Source organism: Mycobacterium sp. BK086 (genome assembly GCA_004362315.1).
GTDB lineage: Bacteria > Actinomycetota > Actinomycetes > Mycobacteriales > Mycobacteriaceae > Mycobacterium.
Genome location: SNWL01000006.1, coordinates 325215 through 342187 on the forward strand (window position 1 = coordinate 325215; position 16973 = coordinate 342187).

The window sequence follows — 16973 nt, forward strand, 5'->3', positions numbered from 1 at the left end:
GAAGGTGTTCGGGTGAAACGTATTCCGGTGGGTCGCGTGCTGAAACGCATCTGGATCCCCTTGGTTCTCATCATCGTGCTGGCCGTCTCCGGGCTGGTTGTCTCACGGCTGCACAAGATGTTCGCGTCGCAGGACCTGAACGCCGGCGCCGGTGCGGGAATCGAGATCGTCCAGTTCAACCCCAAGGTGATGGTCTACGACGTCTACGGCGCCCCCGGGTCCACCGCCCAGATCAGTTACTTCGACCCGGAAGCCAAGGTGCACACCGTCAATGTGCCGCTCCCGTGGTCGGTCACCCTGTCGACGACGTTGCCCGCCGTCAGCGCCAGCCTCATGGCGCGGACCGATGGCGATGAGATTGGATGCCGCGTCACTGTGAACGGAACCGTCCGTGAGGAGCAATCGGCCAATGGCATCAACGCCCAGACCTACTGCCTGGTGAAGTCCGCATGACCCACACCGTCACCGCGCCCGAACCAGCCAGCAAGCCGAAGCGGCCCGCGCTGCCCCGCCTGATCCGCATCCTTGCCTGGCCGATCATCCTGTTCTGGCTCGCGGTCGCCGTTCTGGTGAACGTCGTCGCGCCACAGCTCGAAGTCGTCGGCGAGATGCACTCGGCGCCAATGGCACCCGAGGACGCGCCGTCGATGAAGGCCATGAAGTTGATGGGCGCCAACTTCCAGGAGTTCAACTCCAACAGCACGATCATGATCGTGGTGGAAGGCCAGAAGCCGCTGGGCCCGGACGCGCACCAGTACTACGACGAGATCATCCGCAAGCTGGAGAAGGATCCCGAACACATCCAGCACATCCAGGACTTCTGGGGCGACACTCTGACGGCGGCAGGCGCCCAGAGTGCCGACGGCAAGGCGTCCTACGTGATGCTCAACCTCGCCGGCGAGCAGGGTCAGACCCTGGCCAACGAAGGCGTGGACGCCGTCCGCAAGGTCATCGAGGAGACGCCCGCACCGCCCGGTGTGCAGGCGTACGTCGCAGGCCCGGCCGCGCTCACCGACGATATGCACGTCATCGGCAACGCCAGCCTGGTGCAGATCACGTTGATCACGCTCATTGCGATCGCGGGAATGCTGCTGGTGGTCTATCGCTCGATCCGGACCACACTGATCCAGTTGTTCCTGACGTTCCTCGGACTGCTGACCGCGCGTGGTGTGGTCTCAATTCTGGCCCTGCACGGCGCTTTCGGCCTGACGACGTTCGCCGGAAACATCCTGACGATGCTGGCGATCGCCGCGGCGACCGACTACGGCATCTTCATCTTCGGCCGTTATCGCGAAGACCGTGGGATGGGGCTGGACCGCGACGACTCGTACTACGCCACGTTCAAGTCCGTCGCACCCGTCATCGTGGGATCCGGTCTGACGATCGCGGGCGCGACGTACTGCCTGAGCTTCGCGCGACTGCCCTACTTCACCACCATGGGCGCGCCTGTCGCGATCGGCATGCTGGTGATCGTGGCGATCGCGGTCACGCTCGGACCGGCCGTTCTCTACCTGGGCAGCCGTGTTGGACTGTACGAGTCGAAGCGCCCCCCGCAGAGCCGATTCTGGCGGCGCGTCGGCACGGCTGTCGTACGTTGGCCCGCACCGATTTTCGTGGCCAGCCTGTTCGTCGTGCTGATCGGCATCATCGCCATCCCCGGGTACAAGCCGGCCTACAACGACCGCTACTACCTGCCGACCGAGGCACCGGTCAACCAAGGCTTTGCCGCGGCCGACCGGCACTTCACCCAGGCCCGGATGAACCCCGACATCCTGATGGTCGAGGCCGACCATGACATGCGCAATCCCGCGGACATGCTGGTGCTGAACAAGATCGCCAGCAACGTCATGCACACCGAGGGTATCGCGATGGTGCAGAGCATCACCCGGCCATTGGGTATTCCGATCCAGCACAGCTCGATTCCGTTCCAGACGTCGGTGGCGGGTCAGACCACCAACATGAACCTGCCGTTTCAGCGGGATCAGCTGGACAATCAGCTCAAAACCGTTGACTCGATGAATGTTTCGATCGACATCCTGGAGAAGCAGTACCAACTGTCACTGAAGCAGACACAGCTCACCCAGGACTCGGCGGCCCGGTCGCAAGACCTGCTCGAGACCACCAAGGCGCTCCGCGACAACATCGCGAACTTCGACGACCAGTTCCGGCCGATGCGCAATTACTTCTACTGGGAGCCGCACTGCTACGACATCCCACTGTGCGCGGCGGCGCGGTCGCTATTCGACTCCCTCGATGGGATCGACGAGGTGACCGACAAAACCGAAGGGGTGCAAGGCAATACCGACCAGCTCGCGGCGATCGCACCGCAGCTGACCGCGCTGCTCCCCCAGACGATCGCGTCGATGAAGGTCAGCCGGGATCTGGCGCTGGCGTCGTACAACTCGCAGAAGGCCCTGCTGGACCAGATGCAGGCGACCAACGACACTGCGCTGGCGATGGGTGAGAGCTTCGACCAGGCCAAGAACGACGACCTGTTCTTCCTCCCGCCGGAAGCCTTCCAGAATCCGGACTTTCAGCGCGGCCTGAAGATGTTCCTCTCGCCGGACGGCAAGTCGACCCGCATGTTCATCACGCACGAGGGCGACCCGGCGACGGTGGACGGCATCGCGCGCGTCGAGTCGGAACGCAAGGCGGCACAAGAGGCCTTGAAGATGTCGTCGCTGTCGAACGCCAAGATTCACCTCGGCGGCGTCGCGGCCACCTACAAGGACATGTCCGACGGGGCGCGCTACGACCTGCTGATCGCCGTGGTGTCGTCGCTGACGCTGATCTTCATGATCATGCTGATCCTCACCCGCAGCGCCGTCGCGGCGTTGGTGATCGTCGGTACGGCGGCCAGCTCGATCGCCGCATCCTTCGGCATCTCGGTTCTGCTGTGGCAGGACCTGTTCGGAATACAGGTGCAGTGGCTGGTCATGTTGATGTCCGTCATCATCCTGTTGGCGGTCGGCTCGGACTACAACCTGCTGCTCGTCTCGCGGTTCAAGGACGAGATCCACGCGGGCTTGAAGACCGGCATCATCCGCTCGATGGCCGGTACGGGTGGCGTGGTGACGTCGGCCGGTCTGGTGTTCGCCGCGACCATGGCCGGGATGATGGGCAGCAAGCTGATCGTGTTGGCCCAGATGGGGTCGACGATCGCGATCGGCCTGCTGATCGACACCTTCATCGTGCGGTCGCTGCTGATGCCGTCGATCGCCACGATGCTCGGCCGGTGGTTCTGGTGGCCGCTGGTGGTCTACCCGCGCGGCGACAACCATTTCCTGCCGCCCAGGCCCAATCGCCCGGCTGGCGACGACGTGGATACGGCGGCGCTACCCGCCCAGGCTTAGCGCCAGCGCTCCAGGATCTCGTTGGCCCGCACGGACAGCGCACGCTGCCAGAACGGCCCGAAGCTGATCCGCGCCACCCCCAGCGGCCCGAATGACGCCGGGTCGTCCGACTCCGGGATGCCGATCGCATTGATCGGCAGCGGAAGCTCAGAGGTCAAGCGGCGCATCACGTCTGGCTCGTGCCTGCCCACCGGGTACAGCACGTCGGCGCCGGCGGCGGCGGCCTCGCTCAGCCGGGCAATCGCCCGGTCGACACGGTCGGCGTCGTCACCGTCGTTGCGCAGAAACAGATCGGTCCGGGCGTTGACGACCACGTGGACCCCGGCTTTGTCGGCCGCGGTGCGAAGTGCCCCGACGAGTTCGGCATGCTCGCCTGCCGACCGCAGCCGCTTGCCCTCGCTGTGCACGGTGTCCTCGATGTTCAGACCGACCGCCCCGGCGCTGAGCAATCCCTCGATCAGGCGCTGCGCCGGCTGGGCGTAGCCCGACTCGATGTCGACCGACACCGGAACGTCCACCGCCGCGGTGATTTGGGAGACCCGCGCGACAACGTCCTCGAAGCTCATGCCTTCGCCGTCGGGCTTACCGACCGAGTCGGCCATCGGGTGGCTACCGACCGTCAGCGCCGCGAACCCCGCTTCGACCGCCAGGTTGGCCGACCAGGCGTCCCAGACCGTCGGGAGCACCACCGGATTCCCCGGCTGATGCAGGGCCAGGAGTGCGTCAGCGTGCTTGGCGAGACTGCTCTTATCGGACACCGGTGTCCCCTCTCTCTTTGTGTTGATCCTGGGCGGTGCAACACGGCTGTCGCAACGCCATTCCCGACGTGACCTGTCTCACGTTGCGTTCTAAATGTGGCTAGCATCGGTTGTCGTACTGTGATCCATGACACCTTCAGCCCAGGGAGGTCCCGTTGTCTACCACTACAGAATTGGCCGAACTCCACCATTTGATCGGCGGATTGCGGCGTTGCGTGACGTCGTTGCAGGCGCGCTATGCCGACACTCCGGCAATGCGCCGAATCGTGAATGACGCCGAACGCATCCTCAATGACGTGGAACTTCTCGATATCGATGCCAATGAGCTTGCCCTAACCCAGCAAACGGTGGTGGTCTCCGGAGAGAAGATCGGAATTCCGGATACGCCATACGACAGCGCCTTCTGGCAAGACGTCGATGACGAAGGCGTTGGCGGCCACAATCGCCGCTGACCCCGATTTAGCGGGGTGCCGTGATCTAGGTACCCTCCGATGAGTTAATGCGAAGGGGATCACAGTAGATGAGCGCACCTGCGGGTAACCGCCCTGCGACCGGCGTCTTCTCACCCGGCCGTGCCCAGATACCGCAACGCACGCTGCGGACCGACAACTGGCTGAAATCGCCGATCTGGACGGACTTGGGCTTCGCCGCGTTCGTCATCTACGCGACGGTGCGCGCGTTCCAGCGGGACTACTTCTTTGTCCCGCAGTACCACTACCTGACGCCGTTCTACTCGCCGTGCCTGAGCAAGGCATGCGGTGAGGCAAGCGACTTCTGGCCGCAGATCCTGCCCGCGACCGGGCCGCTGTCGCTGCTGCCGTACGCGTTCCTGTCGCTGCCGTTCCTGCTGCTGTTCCGGCTCACCTGCTACTACTACCGCGGCGCCTACTACCGCTCGGTGTGGCAGTCGCCCACCGCCTGCGCCGTGGCCGAGCCGCACGCGAAATACACTGGCGAGACCCGCTTTCCGCTGATCATCCAGAACACCCACCGGTACTTCTTCTACATCGCCGGCATCATCTCGCTGATCAACACCTACGACGCGATCGTCGCCTTCCACTCCGAGACCGGGCCTGGCGGCTTCGGATTCGGCTTGGGCAATATCATTCTGGTCGGCAACGTCGTGATGCTGTGGGTCTACACGATCTCCTGCCACTCCTGCCGCCACGTCACCGGCGGCCGGCTGAAGCACTTCTCCAAGCATCCGGTGCGCTACTGGATCTGGACACAGGTCAGCAAGCTGAACACCCGGCACAAGCTGTACGCCTGGATCACCCTCGGCACCCTGATGTTGACGGACTTCTACGTCATGCTGGTGGCCAGCGGCACCATCTCTGACCTGAGATTCGTTGGCTGACAAGCCATTCAACCTGAACTAGCGAGGAAGATTCATGGCTGAACTCGAACGGCACGAGTACGACGTCGTCGTTATCGGTGCCGGCGGGGCTGGGTTGCGCGCGGTCATCGAGGCACGCGAGCGGGGTCTGCGTGTTGCGGTGGTGACCAAGTCGCTGTTCGGCAAGGCCCACACCGTGATGGCCGAAGGTGGTTGCGCCGCCGCGATGCGCAACGTCAACACCAAGGACAGCTGGCAGGTGCACTTCGGTGACACCATGCGCGGCGGCAAGTTCCTCAACAACTGGCGGATGGCCGAACTGCACGCGCAGGAAGCCCCCGACCGGGTGTGGGAGCTGGAGACCTACGGCGCGCTGTTCGACCGCACCAAGGACGGCAAGATCAGCCAGCGCAACTTCGGTGGCCACACCTACCCGCGGCTGGCGCACGTCGGCGACCGCACCGGCCTGGAGATCATCCGCACCCTGCAGCAGAAGATCGTCTCGCTGCAGCAGGACGACAAGAAGGAACTCGGCGACTACGAGGCCCGCATCAAGGTCTTCCACGAGTGTTCGATCACCGACCTGATCAAGGACGGCGACGCGATCGCGGGGGCCTTCGGCTACTGGCGCGAGACCGGCAAGTTCATCCTGTTCGACGCCCCCGCCGTGGTTCTGGCCACCGGTGGTATCGGCAAATCGTTCAAGGTGTCGTCGAACTCCTGGGAGTACACCGGCGACGGGCACGCACTCGCGCTGCGCGCGGGTTCCGGCCTGATCAACATGGAGTTCATCCAGTTCCACCCGACCGGTATGGTCTGGCCGCTGTCGGTGAAGGGCATCCTGGTCACCGAGGGCGTCCGCGGTGACGGCGGTGTTCTGAAGAACTCCGAAGGCAAGCGCTTCATGTTCGACTACATCCCCGACGTGTTCAAGGGGCAGTACGCCGAATCCGAGGAAGAAGCCGACCAGTGGCTCAAGGACAACGACTCCGCACGTCGCACCCCTGACCTGCTGCCTCGCGACGAGGTCGCCCGCGCCATCAACGACGAGGTCAAGGCCGGCCGCGGCACCCCGCACGGCGGCGTCTACCTCGACATCGCCTCGCGCATGCCCGCCGAGGAGATCAAGCGTCGCCTGCCGTCGATGTACCACCAGTTCATCGAGCTGGCCGAGGTCGACATCACCAAGGACATGATGGAAGTCGGTCCGACCTGTCACTACGTGATGGGTGGTATCGAGGTCGATCCCGACACCGGCGCCGGCGCAACCCCGGGCCTGTTCGCCGCGGGTGAGTGCTCGGGCGGTATGCACGGCTCCAACCGTTTGGGCGGCAACTCGCTGTCGGACCTGCTGGTGTTCGGTCGGCGTGCCGGCCTGGGTGCATCGGACTATGTGCGGGCACTGTCGCAGCGCCCGGTGGTGTCGGATGCGGCGATCGACGAGGCCACCAAGCTGGCACTGTCGCCGTTCGAGCCGAAGGCGAACGCCGAGAACCCCTACACCCTGCATGCCGAGCTGCAGCAGTCGATGAACGACCTGGCGGGCATCATCCGCAAGGAGGGCGAGCTCGAAGAGGTTCTGGGCAAGATCGACGAGCTCAAGGCCCGCTACGCCAACGTGGTCGTCGAGGGTGGACGGATCTTCAACCCCGGCTGGCACCTCGCGATCGACATGCGCAACATGTTGCTGGTCAGCGAGTGCGTGGCGAAGGCCGCGCTGCAGCGCACGGAAAGCCGCGGCGGGCACACCCGCGACGACTTCCCCAAGATGGATGCGGAGTGGCGCAACAAGCTGCTGGTCTGCCGGGTCGCACCCGGTGACGCCGAAGCGGTCGTGCCCGACGTGACCGTCACGCCCGAACAACAGCCCGTGATGCGGCCCGATCTGCTGGCCACGTTCGAGCTGTCCGAGCTCGAGAAGTACTACACCCCGGATCAACTGGCCGAGCACCCTGAGCGGAAGGGCTGAGAATGGCTGCTTACGACGCGAAGCTGCGGGTTTGGCGCGGCGACGAAGACGGCGGTGACCTGCAGGACTACACGGTCGAGGTCAACGACGGCGAGGTGGTGCTCGACATCGTCCACCGCCTGCAGGCCACGCAGGCCGGCGACCTCGCGGTGCGGTGGAACTGCAAGGCCGGCAAGTGCGGTTCGTGCTCGGCCGAGATCAACGGGCGGCCGCGGCTGATGTGTATGACCCGCATGTCGACGTTCGGCGAGGACGAGGTCGTCACGATCACCCCGCTGCGGACCTTCCCGGTGATGCGCGACCTGGTCACCGACGTCTCCTTCAACTACGAGAAGGCGCGGGAGATCCCGTCGTTCACTCCCCCGAAGGATCTGCAGCCCGGTGACTACCGCATGCAGCAGGAGGACGTGAACCGCAGCCAGGAGTTCCGCAAGTGCATCGAGTGCTTCCTGTGCCAGAACGTGTGCCACGTCAACCGTGACCACGAGGAGAACAAGAAGTCGTTCGCCGGCCCGCGCTACCTGATGCGGCAGGCCGAGCTGTCGATGCATCCGCTGGACACCATCGACCGGCGCGATATGGCGCAGGACGAGAACGGTCTCGGCTTCTGCAACATCACCAAGTGCTGCACCGAGGTGTGCCCCGAGCACATCAAGATCACCGACAACGCGCTGATCCCGATGAAGGAGCGCGTGGCCGACAAGAAGTACGACCCGGTGGTGTGGCTGGGCAACAAGCTGTTCAGGCGCGACAAGTAGTCAGAGCTTTATCGAAGCGGGCCGCGAGAAATTTCTCGCGGCCCGTTCCCATTGCCGCCCATCTGGGTAGCCTCGAACCATGGGTAGCGTCCATAGCGTCAACGACATTCGCACGGCGATCCGCGAGCTCTCCGCCCGCGCCGAGCTGGCTCACAAAGAGGGCCGGCCCGACGACGCGGCCGAGATCGAACAGCGTATCGCCGGCTATCGCGAAGAACTCGGCGAGAAGCCCTGACCCGCGCGGCGGGAGCAGGCTGGGTTAGGCGCCCAGTCTGCGGAAAGTGCTGCGGTGGAACACGATCGGCGGCACGTCGTGCACGGTGACCTCGTTCACCCTGAGCACCACGATGATGTGGTCGCCGGCCTGTACCGACTGTTCGATGGAGCTCTGCAGCCAGACACTGGTGCCGTGCACGAACACCGCACCGCTCTCGTGCGAGTGGGTCTCCAGCCCCGCGAACCGATCGCCGGTCTTGGCCGCCAGCGTGCGCGCGGCGACGTCGTGCGACTCCCCGAGCAGGCTGATGCCCAGCGACGGCAGGTCCTTGAGCTTGGGCCAGGTCTCCGAATTGTTCTGCACACAGAAGGAAACCAGCGGCGGATCCAGCGACACGGGCACGAAGGTGCTGGCGGCCAGACCGACGCGGACACCGTCGACTTCGGCGGCGATCGCGATGACCCCGGACGGGAAATGACCGAACGCTTCACGCAGCGAAGCGGGGCTCAGTTCTGTGTTGCTCATAGCACTTCCATCCTCCCATGTGACCGGGTCCCGCGACCACAGCAGGGTCCGGCACGGCTCATATGACCGTTGAGTAACCTGGCGAAGTGCCGAACGTCTCGATCTTGTCCGTGTTGCGCGAACGCGCTGGTCTGACACCAGACGACATCGCGTTCACGTTCACCGATTACGACCGGGACTGGAACGGGACCGCCGAGACTTTGACCTGGTCACAGCTGTATCGCCGCACTCTCAACGTCGCACACGAAATCAGCCAGCAGGGGCTGCCAGGCGACCGGGCACTGATCATCGCCCCGCAGGGCCTGGCGTACATCGTCGCGTTCCTCGGTGCCATGCAGGCCGGTTTCATCGCCGTCCCGCTGTCGGTTCCGGTACCGGGTTCCCACGACGAGCGGGTCAGCGCCGTGGTGACCGATACCCAGCCGACGGTTGTATTGACCACCTCCGAGGTGTTCGAAGTCGCCGCGCAGTATGTGGACGACGGCGCCGCCGTGATCGCGACGATCGCGGTGGACACGCTCGACCTCGATGCCGTCCGGCCCGTCGACGACGAGATCCCCGAGGGACCGGATATTGCGTATCTGCAGTACACCTCGGGCTCGACGCGGCTACCGGCCGGCGTGATGATCTCGCACCGCAACGTGCTCGCGAATTTCGATCAGTTGATGGCCGAGTATCTGCCTCACCATGGTGGCAAATTTCCACCGGGAACCAGCTTGGTCTCGTGGTTGCCCTTCTTCCACGACATGGGTCTGATACTCGGGATCGCCGCACCCATCCTCAGTGGCCACCCAGCCGACCTGATGAGCCCGATCGCGTTCCTGTCCCGCCCGGTGCGATGGCTGCAGGCCATGGCCCGCCAGCCGAGGGCCTGGTCGGGCGCTCCCAACTTCGCGTTCGATCTCACCGCACGGCGCGCCACCGACGACGAATTGGCGACCCTCGATCTCAGCGGCGTCGTGGGCATCATCAACGGAGCCGAACGCATCCATCCGGAGACGCTGGTCAGATTCAACGAACGCCTCGCGCCCAACGGCTTCCGCCCAGAGATGATCGCGCCCTCCTACGGCCTGGCCGAGGCGACGGTCTACGTCACCAGCAGTGCTGCCAACCGGGTGCCGGAGGTTGCCGAGTTCGACCCCGTGGAGCTATCCCTCGGCACGGCTGTCCCCAAGACCGACGGATCACCATTGTTGCGGTACCGGCTGCCGGTGTCACCGCTGGTGAGGATCGTCGATGCCGACACCTGTCAACTGTGCCCGGACGGCACCGTCGGCGAGATCTGGACGAACGGCCAGAACGTCTCCGCGGGGTACTGGCGCAAACCCGAGCAGACCGGATCCGCGTTCGGTGCGACGCTGCTCGACCCGCCCGCGGGTACCCCGGAGAGCGGTTGGCTGCGGACGGGCGATCAGGGCTTCATCTCCGAGGGCGACCTGTTCATCGTGGGCCGCATCAAAGACATGCTGATCGTGCGCGGCCGCAACCACTACTCCGACGACATCGAATCGACGGTGCAAAAGATCACCCGGGGCCGGGTGGCCGCCATCGCGGTGTCCGACGAGCAGACCGAGACGTTGGTGACCATCGTCGAGCTCAAGAAGCGCGATGATGTCGACGAGTATGCGGTTGTGAAAAACGATGTGATCGCCGCGATTTCGCGTGCGCATGGTTTGCAGGTCGCCGACATCGTGCTGGTGGAACCGGGCTCGATCCCGACTACGACGAGCGGCAAGGTCCGGCGAGCAGCCAGCATCGAGCAGTACCGCCAAGGACAGTTCGTGCGGTTGGATGCGTAGCTGATCAGCCGATGTGGTTCACCCTTCTGGTGATGGCTGCCGCGGTCAGTCTGGAGCCGTTTCGCATCGGGATGTCGGTCCTGATGCTGAACCGTCCCCGGCCCCATCTGCAGCTGGCGGCGTTCCTGTGCGGCGGCTTCGTGATGGGCCTGACCGTCGGTGCGGTAGTGCTGTTCCTGCTCGAATCCCGGATCCCGGCCTCGGCGCATTTCACCCTGCCCCGAGTGCAGGTCGTCATCGGTGGATTGGCCCTGCTGGCGGCGGCGCTGCTGGCGCTCACCAAGGGCCGCGACCGCACCCCGCCGGCCTGGCTTAGCCGTCTGCTCGACGGCCAATCACTGTGGGTGGCCGGTGTCGCCGGTCTGGGTATCGCGCTGCCCTCGATCGACTACCTGGCCGCACTGGCGGTCATCGCCGCGGGCGCGGTCGCCCCCGCGGTCCGGTTCGGGGCGTTGGTGACATTCAACGTGGTGGCCTTCGCGCTGGTGGAGATCCCGCTGCTGGCCTATCTGGTGGCGCCACAGCGCACCCACGCGGCGATGACCGCACTACATGGCTGGGTTCGTGCACGGCGCCGCCGCGAGGTCGCGGTGCTGCTGGCCGTTGTGGGTGTCGTCCTGCTGACGGCGGGGCTGCTCGGCGTCTAGTGCGCGCTTGGTCCGTGACTCAACACGTACTGCATACCGGCCAGCAGCTGCGAGACCGGATCGGTGCCACCGCCGAACGCGGCCTGGGTGGCCGGTGCGGTGACCGCGGCAGGGTCGTAACCGTTCACCGGGTCGACCTCGATCGGCGCGGTCAGCGGATCGTCGTTGCGTGAATAACCGGAATCCACCATGGGTTTCAGCACGCCATCCAGCTGGTTGAGAGTGGCCTCGTCGACGCCGGCGTACTTGAACGGCATGACCAACGGCAGATGCTGTTCGGGGATCAGATAGGTCGTGGTCTTCGCGCCCCTGGAGTTCACCGTCGTCCGGATGTTCTGCGGCGGAACCATACTCGGATTGGTGAAGGCCACGGCGGTGTGACCGGTGGCGAGTCCCACGACGGCGTTGAGCATCGCCATCCAGTTGTCCTGCCGATCGGGCCAGTCGGCGATGCTGTCGTAGGCGGAGACGAAACGGTAGGAGTCGTACTGGCTGTCGATCTGGGGCGGGATCCGGTAGTCCAGCGCGGGAACCACGCTGCCGACCGGGAAGTTCTGTGTCAGGAAGCCCTCGCCGAAGGCGTGCGGCGCAACCGGATCGCCAAATGTGGCGAACGACAACTGGTCTGGCGGCGGCGCATTCGGATCGGTGGCCAGCCGGTTCTGCACGGCATTGAGCACCATCGCACCTTCGGACAGCCCGATGGCCGTGCCCTGGCCGCCGGCCTGGATCGCCCGGATGACATTGCCTTCACCCTCGTCGACCGACTCGCCGATGCTCGGGCCGTCGATACCCAGGCCGGGGAAGTTGTCGTCGAGCCGGCCGATGCCGGGGAACAGGCGCTCGAGGGTGTGGCCCTGGACCTGGCCCGCGGGGTAGTCGACGATCTGCCGGTCAAGGCCGGGGAACCAGTCCGCACCGGTGCGACGGATGTACTCGTCGTACGGGATGCCCAGCACGTGGGCGCCACCCAGGGCATAGCCACGCCCCGGCGTCCCGATCGGCGTCGGCCCGTCGTTGTTCGGCTGACTCGGCGACGGCTGGTCGGCGGTGGCGATTCCGCCGGTGGCACACAGCGTGACGACTGTGGTCACTGCGGCGAAGAGCTTCTTCATGCGGTACTGCTTCCCTGCGTTCTCACTCGTGACGGCCACCAGTTCGCCTTTCCGACCAGAGTAGCCATGGCGGGCACCGTGACCGTCCGGACCAGGAATGTGTCCAGCAAGATCCCGACACCGATGACAAACCCGCCCTGCACCACGGTACCGATGCTGGAGAACAGCAGCCCCCACATCGACGCCGCGAAGATCAGCCCCGCAGCGGTGATCACACCGCCCGTCGACGACAGTGTTCGGATGACGCCGTAGCGGGTGCCACTGAACGATTCGTCCCGCAATCGCGACGCGAACAGCAGGTTGTAGTCGGCGCCCACGGCGACCAGCACCACGAACGCCAGCGGCGGCACCGTCCAGTGCAACTGCTGACCGAACAGGTACTGGAACGTCAGGACACCGATGCCCAGTGCGGCGAAGTACGAAAGCACCACGGAGCCAACCAGATACAGCGGCGCGATGATCGCGCGCAGCAGCAGCATCAACGTCAGCAGGACCACGATCATGGTGATCGCGATGATGAACCGGATGTCCTTCTGGTAGTAGTCACGGGTGTCGCGCAACGCGGCGGGATACCCACCCATCGAGATCGTGGCGTCGGACAGGCTCGTGTTCGGCTGCGCGCTGCGGGCGGCGTCGCTGATCGCATTGACCTGATCCATCGCCGCCGCGCTGAACGGATCGAGCTTGGTCAGCACCAGATACCGCACCGAATGCCCGTCCGGCGAGATGAACATCCTGGAGGCCATCTTGAAATCGGGCAGATTGAGGACTTCTGGCGGAATGTTGAATCCCGCCATCGCCGGGCTCGCGGCGTCCTGTTTCATCGACAACAGGAACGCCGCGGCCTGATCGAGACCGGTCCGCATGAGCTGGATCTGGTCGACGACCTGGCCGACCCCGTTGGCGACGTCCCGGCTGCCGCTGGCCGCGCGGTCGGCACCCTGGCGGAGTTTGTTGGTGGTCGATTGGGCGCCGCCTGGCGAGTCAAGCCCCATCGTGTGCATGACCTTGGTCAGTCTGCCGAAGGCATCGCTCAACTGGGTCAGCGCCGCGTTGAGGGACTGCTTGTCCTGCATCGACTGCAGTTGTGCGGCCAGGGAATTGATCTCGTCCAGCGTTCCGTCGTTACGGGCGTCGACCAATTGCTGGAAATGGCCCCGGGTTTCGGCACAGGACGGATCGAGGTCGCAGACCGCGTTGCCGTGCAACGCCACCAGAACCGGACCCACCCAGGCGAATAGATCCTTGGCCGCCTGGACGTTGATGCCCATCGAGTTGCCGAGCCGGTTGACCGCGTTGACGAGCTTGGCCGCGACTTCGACGTTCTTGACCAGCTTGTCGCCGCCGTATTGGCCCTTGATGGTGGTGAACGCGTCGACCATGCTCTGGATGCTGCTCGCGATCCCGTTCACCTGGCCGCGCACATCGCTGAGGTTGTTCGCGAGCGTGTTGGCCCCGCCGGACAGGCGATTGAGGTCGTTCATGTTGGCGGCGATCATCGACGCGCCGTTGCCCAGCTGAGTGCCGACCAGGCCGGCCTGGAATGTGGCCCTGAACTCTTGGGGCACCGATCCCGTCGGCCGGGTGATACCGCTGACCAGAGCGATGTCCGGCACCTGGCTGATGCGTTCGGCCATCTGTTCCAGATCCGCAAGCGCCTGCGGGCTACGCAGGTCGCGCGGCGAGCGCACCAGTACGTAGGACGGGATGGACTGATTGAGGTCGAAATGGCGTTCCAGGGCGGTGTAGCCGACCGAGCTCGGGTCCGAAGCCCGCACCGCCTTGCGATCGTCGTAGTTGTACTTCGCCAATCCCACGCAGCTGGCGAGCAGGATCAGGATCAGCACGCTGGCCACCAGATGGACCCGCGGCCTGCGCACGATGCGGATGCCCGAGCGTCGCCACCACCGGGCGGTCAGCTCGCGGCGGGGCGTGATCCAGCCACGCGGCCCGGCGAGAACGATGATGGCAGGCAACAACGTCAGCGCGGCGAGGTAGGCCACGCCAACCCCGATGGCCGATGACACACCGACCGTGGAGAACACGCCCATTTTCGCGAAACTGATGCCCAGGAACGTGATTCCGATGGTCGCCGCGGATGCGGTGATCACCTTGCCGACCGACCCCAATGCGTGCCGCACCGCGTCGTCGGAGCTTTCGCCACGTCGCACATAGTCGTGATAGCGACTGATCAGGAAGACCGCGTAATCCGTTCCGGCACCGGCAATCATCGCGCTCAGCAGGATGATGGCCTGGTTCGACACCCCCAGCCCGCTGATATTGGACAGGCCGGCGACCACGGACTGCGCGATCACCAGCGATATTCCGATCCCGATCAACGGCAGCAGCATGGTGATCGGATTGCGATACACCACGAGAAGTACCAGAAGAACCAGGATGCCGATCGCGAGTTCGATTGGCAGCCGGTCTCGTTGGCCGGCGACGGTGAGGTCGGCGACGGTGGCCGCCGGCCCGGTGAGGTGCACTTCCAGCGGGCTGCCCGCGGTGTTCTGTTTGACGAGATCGGCGACCCGCTGGTAGGCGGCATAGGACTCCGGGGTTCCCAACGCGCCCTTCAGGCCCACGGGTACGACCCAGGACTTGTTGTCCTTACTCGTCAAAAATGAACGCAGAGCCGGTGTTTCGACGAAGTCCTGCAGCATCACGACGTCGTGCTGGTCGTCACGCAGCGCCGTGACCAACTTGCGGTAGGTGGCTTCGTGCGCTGGGTTGAGCCCGCGCTCGTCGGTCAGCACCACCAGGAGCAGGTCGTCGCCGCCGGGTTCGGAGAAGGCCTCGGTCATCTGCCGGGCCGCCACGCTGGACGGGGCGTCGCCGGGCAGCATGGCCAGGGGGTGCTTCTGAGCCATGTCGTTCAGGCTCGGGAACGTCAGCGGCAGCGCCACCGCCAGAGCGACCCAGAGCCCGATCATCGCCCAGGGCCACCGCACTACGAAATCGGCTAGCCGTCGCACTTGTTCCTCACCAGCACTGCCCTCACCTGTCCGTGAGGCCTCGCTACACGCAAGTCGTCACCAATGTCCGCTGTCGGCGACCCGCCCGCACACCGACTTCATCGCTGCTATGTATCGGGCGACCGACTTCTGGGCGATCGGGTTGTCCGGGAACATCACCGACATCGCGGTACCGGCCTCGTACCGAAATATATAGATCGTCAACTGGTAGGAGAATCTTCCGTCGGAGTAAATCCCGATGTTGTTCGAATAGCCCATGTCAGCGGCGGCGAGCACCGCGTTCAGCGGCGCCGCCCCGCCGTGCAGGAAGTTCGAGACCGGGAAGTTGGGCCGGGGCTTGTCCAGCCAGGGCGCCAGCTCCAGCACGCGGTAATACGGAACCCTCGCCAGGCTCAGACCGCTGTCGAAGGAGGTCTGCGCCGCCCAGGCGGCCTCGGCGAACTCGGTCGCGGCGATCGGGACGGTGATCGGAACCAGGCCGGTGAACCAGCCCTGGGTGGTGAAATTGTCGGTCGTCCGGCGGGTGTCCCTCGGGGTGAGCCCGTAATAGGTTGCCGCACCGGTGAACTCGTGGTCCGTCATCGCGGTGCAGGCGAACAGACCACCGACATAGCGGACACCTGCCGCCGTGCAGGCCGCTTCGAATCTGACGGTCTGCTCGGCATCCATGATCATGTCGCCGACCATGTCCGCGACGGTCGGTTCCAGCGGGTTGCCCAGCGGCAGCGGGAACTCGGGAAGCGTGCCGTTGTTGTTCTCGGCAAACTCGATCCAGGCGCGGACCTCGGGGGAATCGACCGTCAAATCCGCTGTGGACTCGTGCTCCTGCAGACAGAAATCGTCGAAGCTGCCGGCCTCGGGCAGGGCCATCGGCTGCCCGGTCATCGTCAGCGACGTGTACATGCCGTGGGCCTCGAGCATGGTGATCCCGATCAGCGCCGCGTCGCCGTGGACATGGTCGATGCTGGCATAGAAATCGAAGTGATCGGCACTCTGAACGACCCCGAAGGAAAAGCAGCCCCATTCCAGGGGAGTCGGAATGTCGACGATATGTTTACGCGCATCTTCGGGTGCCATTTCGCCGAATTCAATCGGCTCGAATTCGATATCGTCGGGATTGGCGATCGTGCGCCTGACAATATCGCCGGAGCCGGAGTACTCGAACCAGCTCCGATAGGTGTCGTGGCGGCGCAGGTACGCGTTCAGCGCGTGATTCATGGCCGGAATATCACACTGACCTGGCACTTCGCAGGTCGCAATGATTTGACGCGAATAGTCGAGTCCGGCCGCGTCCTGTTCATACACGCCGCGAATGTGTTGGCCCTGCATATAGCTGACCGGCACCGAACTGACCGGCGCTTGCCGGGCTTTCTCCAGGGCCGCACTTGTCGGACGCCAGGAAATCACCGCACCGGGCCTCGGCGACCAATCATCGATTGTGCCGATTGAAATCTTCCCGATACGCAAATTCTTCTCCTGGGTCGCAGCGGCTACGGTCTCCAGACCGGCAACACTGGTGGC

At 64.8% G+C, this 16973-nt stretch carries 14 protein-coding genes; 9 read left to right on the forward strand and 5 right to left on the reverse strand.

Annotation, left to right across the window (positions count from 1 at the left end):
- Positions 1-12 precede the first annotated feature (12 nt).
- Entirely contained in the window at positions 13-453 is a 441-nt protein-coding gene (locus EV580_RS22370) for an MmpS family transport accessory protein (protein WP_166654836.1), read from the forward strand.
- Entirely contained in the window at positions 450-3353 is a 2904-nt protein-coding gene (locus EV580_RS22375) for an MMPL/RND family transporter (RefSeq protein WP_133693713.1), read from the forward strand. Before EV580_RS22370 ends, EV580_RS22375 begins: the two co-directional genes overlap by 4 nt.
- On the opposite strand, the gene EV580_RS22380 is transcribed toward EV580_RS22375, so the two are convergent.
- Complete coding sequence (locus EV580_RS22380; protein ID WP_133693715.1) at positions 3350-4111, reverse strand: isocitrate lyase/PEP mutase family protein; 762 nt, start codon at positions 4109-4111, stop codon at positions 3350-3352. The genes EV580_RS22375 and EV580_RS22380 overlap by 4 nt on opposite strands.
- A 155-nt stretch (positions 4112-4266) precedes the next feature.
- On the opposite strand from EV580_RS22380, the gene EV580_RS22385 reads away from it, so the two are divergent.
- The 5 genes from EV580_RS22385 (at position 4267) to EV580_RS22405 (ending at position 8409) form a co-directional block, all read left to right on the forward strand.
- A complete protein-coding gene (locus EV580_RS22385; protein ID WP_133693717.1) occupies positions 4267-4563 on the forward strand; it encodes an Rv0250c family protein in 297 nt (98 codons plus the stop codon).
- A 68-nt stretch (positions 4564-4631) separates the two neighbouring features.
- Positions 4632-5468 (forward strand): succinate dehydrogenase subunit SdhC, encoded by an 837-nt coding sequence (gene sdhC, locus EV580_RS22390; RefSeq protein WP_133693719.1) that lies wholly within the window; start codon positions 4632-4634, stop codon positions 5466-5468.
- 34 nt (positions 5469-5502) lie between these two features.
- Positions 5503-7416, forward strand: a complete 1914-nt coding sequence (locus tag EV580_RS22395) for a fumarate reductase/succinate dehydrogenase flavoprotein subunit (protein ID WP_133693720.1) — start codon at positions 5503-5505, stop codon at positions 7414-7416.
- Between the two features lie 2 nt (positions 7417-7418).
- Positions 7419-8174 carry a succinate dehydrogenase/fumarate reductase iron-sulfur subunit gene (locus tag EV580_RS22400; protein WP_133693722.1) on the forward strand — a complete coding sequence of 252 codons (756 nt, stop codon included), beginning with the start codon at positions 7419-7421 and terminating at the stop codon, positions 8172-8174.
- A 79-nt stretch (positions 8175-8253) separates the two neighbouring features.
- Positions 8254-8409 (forward strand): hypothetical protein, encoded by a 156-nt coding sequence (locus EV580_RS22405; protein WP_133693724.1) that lies wholly within the window; start codon positions 8254-8256, stop codon positions 8407-8409.
- A 24-nt stretch (positions 8410-8433) separates the two neighbouring features.
- Here EV580_RS22405 and EV580_RS22410 read toward each other — a convergent pair whose 3' ends face one another.
- A complete protein-coding gene (locus EV580_RS22410; protein ID WP_133693726.1) occupies positions 8434-8916 on the reverse strand; it encodes a flavin reductase family protein in 483 nt (160 codons plus the stop codon).
- A gap of 86 nt (positions 8917-9002) precedes the next feature.
- On the opposite strand from EV580_RS22410, the gene EV580_RS22415 reads away from it, so the two are divergent.
- Entirely contained in the window at positions 9003-10715 is a 1713-nt protein-coding gene (locus EV580_RS22415) for an AMP-binding protein (RefSeq protein WP_133693728.1), read from the forward strand.
- Positions 10716-10726: 11 nt separating this feature from the next.
- Positions 10727-11362 carry a GAP family protein gene (locus EV580_RS22420; RefSeq protein WP_133693730.1) on the forward strand — a complete coding sequence of 212 codons (636 nt, stop codon included), beginning with the start codon at positions 10727-10729 and terminating at the stop codon, positions 11360-11362.
- Here the strand turns inward: EV580_RS22420 and pe are convergent.
- The 3 genes from pe to EV580_RS22435 are packed head-to-tail and all read right to left on the reverse strand — an operon-like array spanning position 11359 to position 16919.
- A complete protein-coding gene (gene pe / locus EV580_RS22425; protein ID WP_133693732.1) occupies positions 11359-12477 on the reverse strand; it encodes an acyltransferase PE in 1119 nt (372 codons plus the stop codon). The two genes, EV580_RS22420 and pe, sit on opposite strands and share 4 nt — an antisense overlap.
- The gene (locus EV580_RS22430; RefSeq protein ID WP_133693734.1) at positions 12474-15452 is read right to left on the reverse strand and encodes an MMPL/RND family transporter; all 2979 of its coding nucleotides are present in this window, start codon (positions 15450-15452) and stop codon (positions 12474-12476) included. Before EV580_RS22430 ends, pe begins: the two co-directional genes overlap by 4 nt.
- 57 nt (positions 15453-15509) lie before the next feature.
- Positions 15510-16919: a condensation domain-containing protein gene (locus EV580_RS22435; RefSeq protein ID WP_133693736.1), complete on the reverse strand. Its 1410-nt coding sequence runs from the start codon at positions 16917-16919 to the stop codon at positions 15510-15512.
- Positions 16920-16973: the final 54 nt, after the last annotated feature.

Bases quoted from the DNA above. Each gene is read 5' to 3' on its own strand.
- EV580_RS22375 (WP_133693713.1), top strand. From the start codon at position 450: ATGACCCACACCGTCACCGCGCCCGAACCAGCCAGCAAGCCGAAGCGG.
- sdhC (WP_133693719.1), top strand. From the start codon at position 4,632: ATGAGCGCACCTGCGGGTAACCGCCCTGCGACCGGCGTCTTCTCACCC.
- EV580_RS22395 (WP_133693720.1), top strand. From the start codon at position 5,503: ATGGCTGAACTCGAACGGCACGAGTACGACGTCGTCGTTATCGGTGCC.
- EV580_RS22400 (WP_133693722.1), top strand. From the start codon at position 7,419: ATGGCTGCTTACGACGCGAAGCTGCGGGTTTGGCGCGGCGACGAAGAC.
- EV580_RS22405 (WP_133693724.1), top strand. From the start codon at position 8,254: ATGGGTAGCGTCCATAGCGTCAACGACATTCGCACGGCGATCCGCGAG.
- EV580_RS22410 (WP_133693726.1), bottom strand. From the start codon at position 8,916: ATGAGCAACACAGAACTGAGCCCCGCTTCGCTGCGTGAAGCGTTCGGT.
- EV580_RS22420 (WP_133693730.1), top strand. From the start codon at position 10,727: ATGTGGTTCACCCTTCTGGTGATGGCTGCCGCGGTCAGTCTGGAGCCG.
- pe (WP_133693732.1), bottom strand. From the start codon at position 12,477: ATGAAGAAGCTCTTCGCCGCAGTGACCACAGTCGTCACGCTGTGTGCC.